General features: G+C 65.0%; 16 protein-coding genes. 10 read left to right on the top strand and 6 right to left on the bottom strand.

What is annotated here, in order from left to right:
- Nucleotides 1-124, top strand: a 124-nt coding sequence (locus tag J7355_RS15310) for a transposase (RefSeq protein WP_209060178.1), incomplete at its 5' end; no start/stop codon positions are given.
- 61 nt (nucleotides 125-185) lie between these two features.
- On the opposite strand, the gene J7355_RS15305 is transcribed toward J7355_RS15310, so the two are convergent.
- A complete protein-coding gene (locus J7355_RS15305; RefSeq protein ID WP_209064236.1) occupies nucleotides 186-467 on the bottom strand; it encodes a PepSY domain-containing protein in 282 nt (93 codons plus the stop codon).
- Between the two features lie 108 nt (nucleotides 468-575).
- Here J7355_RS15305 and J7355_RS15300 point away from each other — a divergent pair, with 108 nt between their 5' ends.
- Genes J7355_RS15300 through J7355_RS18080 form a run of 3 tightly spaced genes read left to right on the top strand, consistent with a single transcriptional unit; the run spans nucleotide 576 to nucleotide 2,975 of the window.
- Complete coding sequence (locus J7355_RS15300) at nucleotides 576-944, top strand: hypothetical protein (RefSeq protein ID WP_209064233.1); 369 nt, start codon at nucleotides 576-578, stop codon at nucleotides 942-944.
- A gap of 13 nt (nucleotides 945-957) precedes the next feature.
- Entirely contained in the window at nucleotides 958-1,638 is a 681-nt protein-coding gene (locus J7355_RS15295) for a response regulator transcription factor (RefSeq protein WP_209064229.1), read from the top strand.
- Nucleotides 1,635-2,975, top strand: a complete 1,341-nt coding sequence (locus J7355_RS18080) for a HAMP domain-containing sensor histidine kinase (RefSeq protein ID WP_209064226.1) — start codon at nucleotides 1,635-1,637, stop codon at nucleotides 2,973-2,975. The genes J7355_RS15295 and J7355_RS18080 overlap by 4 nt, the downstream gene beginning before the upstream one ends.
- Here the strand turns inward: J7355_RS18080 and rpiA are convergent, their stop codons facing one another.
- Entirely contained in the window at nucleotides 2,976-3,644 is a 669-nt protein-coding gene (rpiA, locus tag J7355_RS15285) for a ribose-5-phosphate isomerase RpiA (protein ID WP_209064223.1), read from the bottom strand.
- A gap of 32 nt (nucleotides 3,645-3,676) precedes the next feature.
- Nucleotides 3,677-4,384, bottom strand: a complete 708-nt coding sequence (locus J7355_RS15280) for a YggS family pyridoxal phosphate-dependent enzyme (protein ID WP_209064220.1) — start codon at nucleotides 4,382-4,384, stop codon at nucleotides 3,677-3,679.
- A gap of 78 nt (nucleotides 4,385-4,462) precedes the next feature.
- On the opposite strand from J7355_RS15280, the gene J7355_RS15275 reads away from it, so the two are divergent.
- The 6 genes from J7355_RS15275 (at nucleotide 4,463) to J7355_RS15250 (ending at nucleotide 10,711) form a co-directional block, all read left to right on the top strand.
- The gene (locus tag J7355_RS15275; protein ID WP_209064217.1) at nucleotides 4,463-5,503 is read left to right on the top strand and encodes a type IV pilus twitching motility protein PilT; all 1,041 of its coding nucleotides are present in this window, start codon (nucleotides 4,463-4,465) and stop codon (nucleotides 5,501-5,503) included.
- A gap of 21 nt (nucleotides 5,504-5,524) precedes the next feature.
- Complete coding sequence (locus J7355_RS15270) at nucleotides 5,525-6,703, top strand: PilT/PilU family type 4a pilus ATPase (protein WP_209064214.1); 1,179 nt, start codon at nucleotides 5,525-5,527, stop codon at nucleotides 6,701-6,703.
- Nucleotides 6,693-7,787 carry a PilT/PilU family type 4a pilus ATPase gene (locus J7355_RS15265; RefSeq protein WP_209064211.1) on the top strand — a complete coding sequence of 365 codons (1,095 nt, stop codon included), beginning with the start codon at nucleotides 6,693-6,695 and terminating at the stop codon, nucleotides 7,785-7,787. Before J7355_RS15270 ends, J7355_RS15265 begins: the two co-directional genes overlap by 11 nt.
- A 75-nt stretch (nucleotides 7,788-7,862) precedes the next feature.
- Nucleotides 7,863-8,336 (top strand): RimK/LysX family protein, encoded by a 474-nt coding sequence (locus tag J7355_RS15260; RefSeq protein ID WP_209064209.1) that lies wholly within the window; start codon nucleotides 7,863-7,865, stop codon nucleotides 8,334-8,336.
- Between the two features lie 278 nt (nucleotides 8,337-8,614).
- Entirely contained in the window at nucleotides 8,615-9,520 is a 906-nt protein-coding gene (gene rimK / locus J7355_RS15255; RefSeq protein ID WP_209064207.1) for a 30S ribosomal protein S6--L-glutamate ligase, read from the top strand.
- 93 nt (nucleotides 9,521-9,613) lie between these two features.
- Nucleotides 9,614-10,711 (top strand): succinylglutamate desuccinylase/aspartoacylase family protein, encoded by a 1,098-nt coding sequence (locus J7355_RS15250; protein ID WP_209064204.1) that lies wholly within the window; start codon nucleotides 9,614-9,616, stop codon nucleotides 10,709-10,711.
- Between the two features lie 854 nt (nucleotides 10,712-11,565).
- On the opposite strand, the gene J7355_RS15245 is transcribed toward J7355_RS15250, so the two are convergent.
- Genes J7355_RS15245 through ruvX form a run of 3 tightly spaced genes read right to left on the bottom strand, consistent with a single transcriptional unit; the run spans nucleotide 11,566 to nucleotide 13,495 of the window.
- A complete protein-coding gene (locus J7355_RS15245; protein ID WP_209064202.1) occupies nucleotides 11,566-12,540 on the bottom strand; it encodes an aspartate carbamoyltransferase catalytic subunit in 975 nt (324 codons plus the stop codon).
- Nucleotides 12,537-13,037 carry a bifunctional pyr operon transcriptional regulator/uracil phosphoribosyltransferase PyrR gene (gene pyrR / locus J7355_RS15240; RefSeq protein ID WP_209064199.1) on the bottom strand — a complete coding sequence of 167 codons (501 nt, stop codon included), beginning with the start codon at nucleotides 13,035-13,037 and terminating at the stop codon, nucleotides 12,537-12,539. Before pyrR ends, J7355_RS15245 begins: the two co-directional genes overlap by 4 nt.
- Nucleotides 13,034-13,495, bottom strand: coding sequence for a Holliday junction resolvase RuvX (gene ruvX, locus J7355_RS15235; protein WP_209064197.1), 462 nt, complete (start codon nucleotides 13,493-13,495; stop codon nucleotides 13,034-13,036). Before ruvX ends, pyrR begins: the two co-directional genes overlap by 4 nt.
- Nucleotides 13,496-13,513: the final 18 nt, after the last annotated feature.

Raw genomic sequence — 13,513 nt, 5'->3', positions numbered from 1 at the left:
TACCAGCGTGCTCGAAGGCATGAACAACCGCATTAAAGTCATCAAACGCCAAGCCTATGGCTTTCGTAACGCCGACTACTTCTTCCTCAAAATCAAAGCCGCGTTTCCCGGTAAAGTGCGATGAACCAAAAAAATGGCCCGCCTGAAACCAGGCGGGCCATGCCTTGCCGTGCGTGCGTCGGCGATCAGTCGTCGTCGCGCTCGCTGTGCAGGATCTCGCCGCTCTGGCCGTCGAGGGTCAGTTCGACGCGCTGGCCGGCCGGGTCGGTGGCTTCGACTTCGTAGCGATCCATGTCGCGGTCGATGCTTTCGATGTTCGTGTAGTCCTTGGATTCCAGCATCTGCACGACATCGACGATCGATTTCGTGTTGTCGCTCGTGGCGCTCTGGGCCAGGGCGACGGTGGGGCCGGCGACCAGGGCGGCGGCGATTGCGAAGGGCGCGATACGATGGTTGATACGGGACATATGTCCTCCTTGCGTTGAGTTCGGAAGCCAGTCTGGACAGCGCGCATCGAATTCATGGTGAACATCGTGTTAATCGCCAATTCATCGCGCCGGCCATGCAATGCCGCGATGCGACGTGTTCTTCTATCGACCGCCCTCGTTCTGCTCGTGGGGATCGGTGCGACCGGCGGTGTCGGCGTACTGCAGGCCGACGAATCGGATGCCGCCGAGGCACGCGCCGCGCGCCGTGCGCTGGCGGCCGGCGAAATCCAGCCGTTCGGGCGGCTGCTGGCGCAGGTAGAGCGCGAGTGCCGCGGCCGGTTCGTGGAAATGGAGCTGGAAGAAGACGACGGCCGCTGGATCTACGAGATCAAGCTGCTCGGCCCACAGGGCGACGTCGCCGAGCTGGAATACGACGCGGCCGATCTGCGCCTGCTCGAGGCCGAAGGGCGGCGCCTGCGCGCGCTCGAATGCGTGCCGCCCGGCACGCCGGACTAGGGGCCGCGGACTGATGCGTATTCTCGTGGTCGAGGACGAACCCACGCTCGCTGAGCAGCTGGCCGAGGCGCTCGGCGAAGCCGGTTATGCCGTCGACCTCTCGGCCGACGGCGAAGACGCGGCCTATCGCGGCGCCACCGAGCCCTTCGATGCCATCGTGCTCGATCTCGGCCTGCCCCGGCTCGACGGCTTGAGCGTGCTGCGCGGCTGGCGGGCCGACGACATGAACACGCCGGTGCTCGTACTCACCGCGCGGGGCGAATGGCACGAGAAGGTGGACGGCATGGATGCCGGTGCGGATGACTATCTGGCCAAACCCTTTCGCGTGGAAGAGCTGCTGGCCCGCCTGCGCGCGCTCATCCGCCGTGCCAGCGGCATGGCATCGCCGGTGCTCACGGTGGCCGGCGTGACGCTGGACACGCGCACCGCACGCGTCAGCGTGGGCGGGCGTCCGGTCAAGCTCACCGGCCATGAATATCGCGTGCTGTCGTATCTGATGCACCACGCGGACGAGATCGTGTCCCGCAGCGATCTCATCGAGCATATCTATGCCCAGGATTTCGATCGCGACTCCAACACCATCGAGGTGTTCATCCGCCGGCTGCGCAGCAAACTGGGTCGGGCAGTAATCCATACCGAGCGTGGCTTCGGTTATCGCTTTGGCGACGAGGCCGCCGCGGATTCGAGCCGGTGAGCCGGGCCTCGCTGCAGCGGCGGCTGTTTCTCGGCGCACTGGCGTGGATCGTGCTCGCGCTGGTCGCGACCGGGGTGCTGTTGTCGGTGCTGTTTCGCGATCATCTCGAGGACGAGCTTGCCCGCCGTCTGGACGCGGATTTCCTGCAGCTGGTCTCGCAGCTGGAAACCGCGGCCGACGGCAGTCTTACCCATCCGCGCGCGATGAGCGACCCGCTGTATCAGCGTGTTCTGTCCGGTTACTACTGGGAAGTCGACCGCGACGACACCGTGCTGATGCGTTCGCGCTCGCTCTGGGACCAGGCGCTGGCGCCCGATCCGGACGGCGGCCCGCTGCAGCGCATCGAAGGCCCGCGGGGCATGCCGCTGCTGGCCGTCGTGCGTCGCGTCACGCTGCCGCGAACCGACGCGCCGCTGCGCCTGACCGTTGCCGCGAGTCTTTCGCCCGTTGAGGCGGCGGTTGCCGATTTTCGCCGCACGATCGCCATCGCACTCGGCGTTCTGGCCCTGGGCCTGATCGGCGCGGCGGCGCTGCAGGTGCGGCTGGGGCTGCAGCCGCTGGCCCGTCTGCGCCGCGAGCTGGGCGCGATTCGCGGCGCCCGGGCCGACCGGTTATCCGACGACTACCCCGGCGAGGTATCGCCGCTGGTCGCGGATCTCAACAGCGTGCTGGCCCATAACGCATCGCTCATAGAGCGGGCGCGTCGTCAGGCCGGCAACCTGGCGCATGCACTCAAGACACCGCTGTCGGTAGTCGGCAACGAGGCCGCGCGCATGCAGCGTCACGGCGAGGCCGAACGCGCGCAGCGGCTGCAGCACGAGGTCGACGCCATGCAGCGTCAGATCGACTGGCATCTGGCGCGCACGCGTATTGCCGGCGGGCGGCGCGGCGGGCAGGCCACTGTGGTGGCACCGGTGCTCGAGCGGCTGCAACGCACCCTGCAGCGACTCTACGGCGAGCGCGGCGTGGTCATCGACACCGACGTACCCGCCGAGCTGGCCTTTGCCGGTGAAGGCCAGGATCTCGAACAGATGCTCGGCAACCTGCTCGAGAACGCCTGCAAGTGGGCCCGCGGCGTGATCACGGCGCGCGTGGCCAGTGGTGCGGAAACGCTCACGCTGACCATCGAGGACGATGGCCCGGGCATGGATGCGGACCAGTGCGCGCGCGCGATCCAGCCCGGGCGCCGGTTCGACGAGGAGGTGCCCGGCTCCGGACTGGGCCTGGCCATTGTCAGCGACCTGGCCCTGGCCTACGGCGGCACGCTGGCGCTCGAGCGCAACGCGGCGGGCGGGCTGTCGGCGACGCTACGCCTGCCGGCTGCACTCGACCGCTGATCAGCCGCCGCGCTTGAGCGTCTCGACGCCCGAGTCGGCGGCCACGAGCAGCACGTCGGCCGGGCGGCGCGCGAACAGGCCCACCGTGACCACGCCGGGCAGGGCGTTGATCGCATCCTCTAGTTCGATCGGGTTCATGATCTCGAGATTGAACACGTCGAGAATGGGGTGACCGTTGTCGGAAATGAACCCGCTGCGCAGCTCCGGTTCGCCGCCGAGCTTGACCAGCGCGCGCGCCACGCTCGAGCGACCCATCTCGATGACTTCCACGGGCAGCGGAAAACGCCCGAGAAGGTCCACGCGCTTGGAGCCGTCGACCATGCACACGAAGGTGCGCGACGCGCCTGCGATGATCTTTTCGCGGGTGAGCGCGCCGCCGCCGCCCTTGACCAGTTCCAGGTGCTCGTTGGCCTCGTCGGCGCCATCGATGTAGACGCCGAGTTCGCCGCTGCTGTTGAGATCGACCACGTCGAAACCGGCGGCGCGCAGGCGCTCGGTGGTGGCCTTCGAGCTGGACACGCAGCCAGGAATGTCCGGCTTGCGCTCGGCGAGCACGTCGATGAAGTGGTTCACCGTCGAGCCCGTACCCACGCCGAGATACTCGCCGTCGCTGACGTATTCGTAGGCGGCTTCGGCAGCGGCGCGTTTGAGGTCGTCCTGTTTGCCCATTAAAGATTTCCTGTGGTCTGTCGAAATGCGAATCAGGTGTCGCGCGCGCCGAATATGGCGGTCCCCACGCGCACGTGGGTCGCGCCCTCGGCGATGGCGGCTTCCAGGTCGGCGCTCATGCCCATGGACAGGGTATCGAGCGTGTGACCGTCGGCGTTGAGTTGGTCCATCAGCGCGCGGAGCGCGGCAAAGGGGCGGCGTTGTGTTTCGAAATCATCGGCCGGGGCGGGAATGGCCATCAGGCCGCGCAGCCTGACATGTTCGAGCGCCGCGATCTGTTCGGCCAGTTCGGGCACGTCGTCCGGCGCCAGCCCGGACTTGCTTGCTTCGCCGTCGATGTTGACCTGGATGCATACGTTGAGCGGCGCCATGCCGTCGGGACGCTGGTCCGACAGGCGGCGCGCGATCTTGAAACGATCCACCGCATGCGCCCAGGCGAAACCGGATGCGATGTCACGGGTCTTGTTCGACTGAATGTCGCCGATAAAGTGCCAGAGAGGGTCGCGCGCGGCGAGGGTTTCGATCTTGGCGAGGGCATCCTGCAGATAGTTCTCGCCGAAGTCGCGCTGGCCAGTGTCGAGGGCCTCGGCCACGCGTGCGGCCGGCTTCGTCTTGGAAACGGCGACCAGAGTGACGTGCGCCGGATCCCGGTCGGCGGCGCGCGCGGCGGCATCGATGCGTTCGCGCACGCGGGCCAGTGCGGTGGCGATGTTGTGGTCGCCGGGCTGGGTGGTTGTCATGAAAAGCTTTTTAATTGGCGGCGTTAGGTTAGGATTAGGATAACGCGGCCGGCATAGCAGGGAGTACGTCGGGGGCTCATGGATATTTCCCAGTTACTGGCCTTTTCGGTCAAGCAGAACGCTTCGGATCTGCACCTTTCGGCGGGCCTGCCGCCGATGATTCGAGTCGATGGCGACATGCGGCGGATCAACCTGCCGCCGATGGAACACAAGGAAGTGTTCGATCTCGTCTACGACATCATGAACGATCGGCAACGCAAGGCCTACGACGAGCATCTGGAAACGGACTTCTCCTTCGAGATTCCGAATCTGGCGCGCTTTCGTGTCAACGTGTTCAACCAGAACCGCGGCGCGGCGGCGGTATTCCGCACGATTCCCTCCGAAGTCCTCACGCTCGAGGAGCTGGACGCACCCAAGATCTTTCGCGAGATCTCGAGCATGCCGCGTGGCCTGGTGCTGGTCACGGGCCCGACGGGCTCGGGTAAATCGACCACGCTTGCGGCGATGATCAACCACAAGAACCAGAGCGAGCTGGGCCATATCCTCACCGTCGAGGACCCCATCGAGTTCGTGCACAGATCCCAGAAATGTCTGGTCAATCAGCGCGAAGTCGAACGCGACACGCACAGTTTCGCGGCCGCTCTGCGCAGCGCGCTGCGCGAGGACCCCGACACTATTCTGGTCGGCGAGCTGCGCGATCTGGAAACCATCCGGCTGGCCATGACCGCGGCCGAGACCGGCCATCTCGTGTTCGGCACCCTGCATACCAGCTCCGCCGCCAAGACCATCGACCGCATCATCGACGTGTTCCCGGGCGCGGAGAAGGACATGGTGCGCGCGATGCTCTCGGAGTCGCTGCGCGCGGTCATCTCGCAGACGCTGCTCAAGAAAAAAGCCGGCGGGCGTGTCGCCGCCCACGAGATCATGATGGGCACGCCGGCCATCCGTAACCTCATCCGCGAGGGCAAGGTCGCGCAGATGTATTCGGCCATCCAGACCGGCCAGTCGGCCGGCATGCAGACGCTGGACCAGTGTCTGCAGGATCTCGTGCGCCGCGGCGTGGTCGCGCGCGACGAGGCCGCCCGCCGGGCCGCCAACCGCGACGCACTCGCCGGTTAGACCACTCGAAAAGGCAACGCCATGGATCGCGCACAGGCCACGAAGCTGCTCACCGTTCTGCTCGAGCGGCTCGTCTCGGAAGGCGGCTCGGATCTTTTCATCACCAGCGGGTTTCCGCCGGCGATCAAGCACGACGGCCAGATCTCGCCGCTCATGGAGCGGCCGCTCACGCACGAGCAGTCCGCTCTGATCGTGCGTTCGATCATGAACGACCGCCAGGCGCGCGAGTTCGACGAATACAAGGAGTGTCAGTTCGCCATCGCGCCGCCCTTCGGGCGTTTTCGCGTATCGGCGTTCGTGCAGCAGGGCCGCGTCGGTGCGGTGATGCGCGTGATCAATACCGAGATTCCGGATTTCGATCAGCTCGGCCTGCCGCCGGTGCTCAAGGATGTGGTCATGAGCGAGCGCGGGCTCGTGATCATGGCCGGCGCGACCGGCTCGGGCAAGTCGACCTCGCTGGCGGCCATGCTCGGCCATCGCAACAACAACGCGGCCGGCCACATCATCACCATCGAGGATCCGATCGAGTTCGTGCATCCGCACAAGAAATCGATCGTGACCCAGCGTGAGGTCGGCGTGGATACCCAGTCCTGGGAGAACGCGCTCAAGAACACGCTGCGCCAGGCGCCGAATGTCATCATGGTCGGCGAGGTGCGCACCCGCGAAACCATGGAGTACGCGATCAACTTCGCCGAAACCGGTCATCTGGTGCTGTGCACGCTGCACGCGAACAGTGCCAACCAGGCGTTGGACCGCATCATCAACTTCTTCGACGAGGCCAAGCGCGAGCAGCTGCTCATGGACCTGTCGCTCAACCTGCGCGCGTTGCTCTCGCAGCGCCTGGTGCGCAAGGAAGGCGGCGGTCGCTGTGCGGCGATGGAGATCCTGCTCAACACGCCACACGTCGCGGACATGATCTTCAAGGGCAAGGTCGGCGAGCTCAAGGAAGTGATGAGCCGCGGCAACGAGCAGGGCATGATTACCTTCGATCAGAGCCTGTTCAAGCTGTTCGAGGCCGGCGAGATTGACTTCACCGAAGCGCTGCGTCACGCCGACTCGCAGAACGAGCTGCGCCTGAACATCAAGCTCAACAGCGAGCGTGCGCGCAAGAACCTGAACGACGACGAAGGCGTGCGCTCGCTGTCGATGCGTGCGACGGAGCCGGAGGACGACGAGGACGAGTTCGGCCATGGCGGATAACACGGCGGTTGCCGAGCAGGTTTATCCGTATCTGCAGCTCGCGATAGACAAGGGCGCGTCAGACGTCTACTTCACGACGCACGCGCCGGTGATGCTGCGCGTCGAGGGCGAGATCTACCCGGTCAAGAGCAAGACCATCGAGCCGCTCACGCCGGAGGCCATCGAGGCACTGGTCACCAGCATCATGAGCGACGACCAGCGGGCCGAATTCGAGCGCGAGCAGGAGGTCGATTTCGCCTTCCGGCTCGGCAACCATGGCCGTTTTCGTGTGAACGCGTTTCGTCAGCGTGGCTCCGCGGCGATGGTTCTGCGCAACATCGGCAACGTGCCGACCTTCGACGATTTCGACCTGCCGCCGGTGCTCAAGCGTCTGGCAATGCAAAAGCGCGGGCTGGTCATCGTGGTGGGCGCGACCGGCTCCGGCAAGTCGACCACGCTGGCGGCGATGATCAGCCACCGCAGCGAGAACGCTAACGGGCATATCCTCACCATCGAGGATCCGATCGAGTTCATGTATCGCCACAAGCGCTCGATCGTGAACCAGCGCGAGCTGGGCGCGGACACGCTCGATTTTGCGCGCGCCGTGCGTTCGGCCATGCGCGAAGCGCCGGACGTGGTGCAGATCGGCGAGACCCGCGACCTGGCCACCGCCGAGGCGGCGCTGCAGCTGGCCGGCACCGGCCACCTCGCGCTGACCACGCTGCACGGCAACAATGCCTACCAAGCCCTGCAGCGCCTGATCGCGCTGTTTCCCGAATCCGCGCGCGAAGCGCTGTTCATGGACATGTCGCTGAACCTGCGCGCGATCATTTCGCAGCGTCTGGTGGCGGGTATCGGCGGCAAACGGGTGGCCGCGTTCGAGATTCTGCTCAACACCCCGTATATCGCCGACCTCATCCGCCAGGGGCGCATCGACAGCGTGCGCGAGGCCATGTCCGAAGGCGATGGCGGCGACGGCATGGCCACCTTCGACGACTCGCTGCTCACGCTGGTGCGCAACCGCCAGATCACGCCGGAACAGGCGCTCGCCTATGCGGATTCGCGCGAGAACCTGCAGAGCAAACTCGCCTTTGCCCAGGTCTAGCGCGGTTTTTCGTCTTGCCAAGGCATGGGTCTTGCGGCGACGATCCCTGCCTGAATCGCAATCCCGGATGGGTGGATGACCTGTAGTGGCGAGAATTCGATCGGCGCGCCCGGCGCGGCCGAGGGCACGCTGATCGGCTGGCGTGAGTGGGTGAGCCTGCCCGGCCTGGGTATCGAGTACATCAAGGCCAAGATCGATACCGGGGCGCGCACCTCGGCGCTGCATACCTTCGAACTCGACGTGGCGCACGACGCCGGCGTGAAGATCGCGCGCTTTGGCGTGCACCCCTATCAGCGCGATACCGATACCGTGACCTGGTGCAACGCGCCCGTGGTCGACGAGCGCAGCGTGCGCGATTCCGGCGGGCATCGCGAATGGCGTTTCGTAATCCAGACCCCGATCCGGATGGCCGATCGCGAATGGCCAATCGAGATTACCTTGACCGCACGCGATACAATGTTATTCCGCATGCTCGTTGGTCGTACGGCCATGCGGTCGATCCGTGTTGACCCGCTGGCATCCTTTCTCACCGGCCGACCGCCGGAGTAAGGAATCTCTGATTAAGCCGAACACGGTCGCGCCGGCGTCTTGGCGCGCGTTTGGCAAGGAATGAGGAGAGAAATGTGCTGCCTGCACATGAACGACGAATGACGCAGACCAGGCGTGCGCCAAAGCCCGGCCATTTCGAGGTTTGGCCCAAGCCGCGCGCCTGCGGCGTTGCCCCAGTTGATCGTGGGGCCCGCCACGATGCGTCGCGGGGCGCCTTGCAGGCACACGGCTTGGGACACAAACGCGATCCGCGTTCGGCTTAATCAGAGATTCCAACTATGCAAATCGCCATCCTGTCGCGTAATCGCAATCTTTATTCGACCCGCCGGATGATCGAGGCGGGCAAGGCGCGCGGTCACGAGATGACCGTGATCGACCCGCTGCGCTGCTACATGAACATCGTGCCGCATGCGCCGGAGATTCATTACAAGGGCCGCAAGCTGGAAGGCTTCGACGCGATCATTCCGCGTATCGGCGCGTCGATCACTTTCTACGCGACCGCGGTACTGCGCCAGTTCGAGATGATCGGCGTGTATCCGCTCAACGAATCGGTGGCGATCTCGCGCTCGCGCGACAAGCTGCGTTCCATGCAGCTGCTTTCGCGCAAGGGCATCGGCCTGCCGGTAACCGGGTTCGCCCACTCGCCGGACGACACCGACGATCTGCTCGATCTGGTGGGCGGCAACTCCTACGTGATCAAGCTCACCGAAGGCACGCAGGGCAAGGGGGTGGTGCTTACCGAAACCCGTGGCGCGGCCGAATCGGTGATCGACGCCTTCCGCGGCCTGGACGCGCACTTTCTGGTGCAGGAGTTCGTCAAGGAAGCCAAGGGCGCGGATATCCGCTGCTTCGTGATCGGCGACAAGGTCGTGGCCGCGATGAAACGCCAGGGCAGGGAGGGCGAGTTCCGTTCCAATCTTCATCGCGGCGGTTCGGCCAGCGTCATCAAGATCACGCCGGAAGAGCGCTCCACCGCGGTACGCGCGGCCAAGATCATGGGGCTCAATGTCGCCGGCGTGGATCTGCTGCGTTCCAATCATGGGCCGGTCGTGATGGAAGTGAATTCGTCGCCGGGCCTGGAAGGCATCGAGACCGCGACCAGCAAGGACATCGCCGGTCAGATTATCGGCTTCATCGAAACCTATTCGAAGCGCGGCAAGACCCGGACCCGCGGCGGCGGCTGATCGGCAGGGCCGGACAAGCGGCTATACTGGACTGCGGCAGCGCTACGGCGCTGCCGTTTTTTTATGCTTCGCCCGTTCCGAGACGCTCTGCGCATGACCGACGAGAATAACGACAACACCTCGAAACCCCGACCCGCCACCGCCCACAAGCCGCTGCGTATCGGCGGCCAGACCGTCGCCCCCGGCACACGCACGACGATCGACCTGCCGGTCGCCGATCTCTATACCCACGCCAAGCTCACCATGCCGGTGAATGTGATCCGCGGTAAGCGTAGCGGGCCGGTACTGTTCGTGTCCGCGGCGGTGCACGGCGACGAACTCAATGGCGTCGAAATCATCCGTCGCCTGCTCAAGCTGCGGGGGCTCAAGCAGCTGCGCGGCACGCTGATCGCGGTTCCCATCGTGAACGTGCATGGTTTTCTGCGGCATTCGCGCTATCTGCCCGATCGGCGCGATCTGAATCGCTGTTTCCCCGGCAGCTCAAAGGGCTCGGTGGCCGCCCGTCTGGCCAAGGTCTTCGTCGACGAAATTCTGGCGAAGGCCGATTACGGCATCGACCTGCACACGGGTGCGATTCATCGGTCGAACCTGCCGCAGATCCGTGCCGATCTGTCCAACGACACCACCCGCCGTCTGGCCGAGGCCTTTGGCTGCCCGCTGCTTATCGATGCCGGCCTGCGCGAAGGCTCGCTGCGCGAACATGCCAACGAGAAGGGCGTGCCGCTGCTGCTGTACGAGGCGGGTGAGGCCCTGCGCTTCGACGAGTTCTCGATTCGGGCCGGCGTGCGCGGTATTTCGGGCGTGATGCGTGAACTGGGCATGCTGCCGAAACGTGGCAAGCGTGCGCCGCACAAGTCCGTGGTCGCGCTGGATTCGAACTGGGAGCGAGCGCCGGAGTCCGGCATTCTGCGTTCACTCGTGGAGCTCGGGGAATATGTCGGCAAGGACCAGGTCCTGGCCTATATCGCCGACCCGTTCGGCGAGACCGAGGTGGCGGTGACCTCGGAGCATCCGGGTATCGTCATCGGCCGCTCGTATCTGCCGCTGGCGCATGCCGGTGACGCGCTCTACCACGTGGCGCGGGTCAAGGGCGCGCAGAAGCTCGCCAGCCGTGTCGAGGCCTATCAGTCCGATAATGAGCCGGACGATTTTGATGATCGTGGTGAGTCTGGCGAGCCGCCGATCGTTTAGGGTTGGGGTTTCGGTCGGCCGGGTGTGAGGAAGTTTTATTCTGTGACCGCGAGTTTTGAATCAACTGAGCGGGTGATTTGAGCTTGGGGTTTCGCACTGTAGTGCGAGTTACTTTTATTTGCTTGCCCAAATAAAAGTAACCAAAACAAAAGGCACCCTGTCTTGCGCCGATGTTACGCATCGGTGCCCTGCGCGGCTCCGTCCGCAAGCGGGCCAGCCGGAAACTCGCCGCGCTGCGCGCGACTCAAACATCCGGCTGTCTTATCCGCTTGTGGCCTCCACTGCTCGGCGCTACGCCCAAGGGGGCCTGATACAAACGAAGACCGGCTCGCTGACGCTTCGCCAAGATCGCGAAGCGATCTTTGGTCGGACAACGCCGAAGGCGAGTCCGCCCGGAACGCAGCCACCCGATCCAATCTCTACTCGGCAGCCGTTCCAGCGACTGGCGTCGTGCCGCCGCGCCTGTATTCGGGCCCCGTGTGGAGCGACGAGAAGCACAGGGCCGAAGGGCGTCCGGCGCACTGCGCCGGTGCGGACAGCTGTTTGAGCGTCGCCAAAGCGACGCGAGCCTAGTTAACTGACTAGGGCCGCATCCCTTCGGACCGAGCATCGCAGTGCACCGGCACGAAGTGCCGGCGCGCAATCCGGGTGTCTTTTTCCTTTGCTTACTTTCTTTTGGACAAGCAAAAGAAAGTGAGTCGCCCAGCAGTGCGAAACAAAAGGGTCGATAACCTCGTGAGTGGACCAAAAGACTCGGGATCTAGAATCGCGAGTGCGATCAACTCGTGCCACCCGAAGACAAAGCTACGAACAGCAATCTGCGCTGCACTCAGCTCCAGCTGGCCAAGCGAGCGCTAACGCGCGTTACTGTTCCCCGCAATGATCGCCATCACCGCCATGCGAACGGCGATGCCATTGCGCACCTGTTCGAGAATCACCGACTGATTGCAGTAAGCGATATCGGCATTGATCTCCACGCCGCGATTGATCGGGCCGGGGTGCATGACCAGCGCGTCGGTTTTCGCATGGGCGAGGTTGTTGACGGTGAGGCCGAAACGTTCGTGATAGTCGGCCACGCCCTCGAGCGCGTCGCCGGCGATGCGTTCGCGCTGGATGCGCAGGCCCATGACAACGTCCGCGCCGTCTAATCCTTCGGCTATGTCGCCGGTCGCGGTCACGCCGAGCGCGTCCGCGTTATCGGGCAGAAAACGTCTGGGCCCGACGACGCGGATGTCTGTCGTACCAAGCGTGCGCAGGGCGTGGATGGTCGAATGCGCGACGCGCGAATGGCTGACATCGCCCACGATCGTGACCGACAGCTTCGTGAAGTCCGGCCGGTGGCGGCGAATGGTGAACACATCGAGCAGGGCCTGGGTTGGATGCGCGTGGCTGCCGTCGCCGGCGTTGATGATCGCCACGTTCTCGGCGGCGTGGGCAGCGAAGCGCGCGGCCGCGCCGTTTTCCGGATGCCGGATGGCAAAGATGTCGGCGCCCATCGCCTGCAGCGTATAGAGGGTGTCGAGATCGTCCTCGCCCTTGGAGCGCGACGAGTGCGCCACGTCCATGTTGATCACGTCCGCGGACAGGCGTTTGGCGGCAAGCTCGAAGGTGGTGCGGGTTCGCGTGGAGTTCTCGAAGAACAGATTGAACACTGTCTTGCCGCGCAGCAGCGGTACCTTCTTCGGCGGCGCGCCGGCCGCCGGCACGAAGGTTTCGGCCGTGTCGAGAATGCGCTCGATGAGCGCACGGGGCAGACCTTCGGTGGTGATCAGGTGCCGAAGCCGGCCCGCATCGTCGATCTGGATGGCGGTGTGCGGTGCGCCGCTCATCGCATCTCCAGGCGCAGCGGCTCGGGGCCGGTGAGTTTGATCTGACGACCCCGCTCGATATCGATCTGCAGCCCGGTGGCGTCGGCCGCGAACGGCAGTTCACGCGCGCCGCGATCGACCAGCACGGCGAGCTTTACGGCGGCCGGCCGACCGTAGTCGAACAGTTCATTGAGCGCGGCGCGCACGGTACGGCCGGTATAGAGCACGTCGTCGACCAGAATCACGGTGCGGCCGTCGATATCCGCCTCGATACGGGACGGCCCCACGCTCGGGTGCAGGCCGATGGTGGAGAAGTCGTCGCGATAGAAGCTGATGTTGAGCGTGCCCAGGGGCGCGGTCAGCCCGAAGCGCGCATGCAGGCGTTCGGCAATCCATGCGCCGCCGGTCTCGACGCCGACCATCACGGCATCCGGATCGGCCGCGACAAGCGGCGCAAGCTGGGCTTCGAGCGCGGCCAGGGCCGCGTCGACGTCGAAACACTGGGACGTATTGTTCATGGGCTTTGTGTCCGGGGGCCGGCGCCGGCGAGCCAGCCTTCGAGGATGACCTGTGCGGCCATGGAATCCGAGTCGCCCTTGGCCAGACGTTTGCCGCGGCTGCCGTTGGCGCGCGCGGTGCGCAGGCGCTCCATGGCTTCGATGGTGGAAAAGCGTTCGTCCATGGCATGGACGGGGATATCGAAATGCGCGCCGAGCTGGTCCATGAACCGGCGCGCGTTCTCGGTCATGGGTTGGCTGCTGCCGTCGCGCGCCAGCGGCAACCCGACCACGAGAGCGCCGGGGCGCCATTCGGCCACGATCCGGGTCAGGCCCTGCCAGTCGGGCGCGCCGTCGGCGTTGCTGTGGTGGAGCGTGGTCAATGCCTGGGCGTTGCCGGTGATCGCGTTGCCCACGGCAATGCCGATGCGTTTGGTGCCGAAGTCGAAACCCAGCATCACGTCGGGACTACCGGCCATGCAATGTTCCTCGCGGTG

Source organism: Endozoicomonas sp. G2_2 (assembly GCF_017744135.1).
In the GTDB taxonomy this organism is placed as follows: Bacteria; Pseudomonadota; Gammaproteobacteria; order Nevskiales; family Salinisphaeraceae; genus Salinisphaera.
This window is presented reverse-complemented; position numbering and strand designations above follow the sequence as displayed.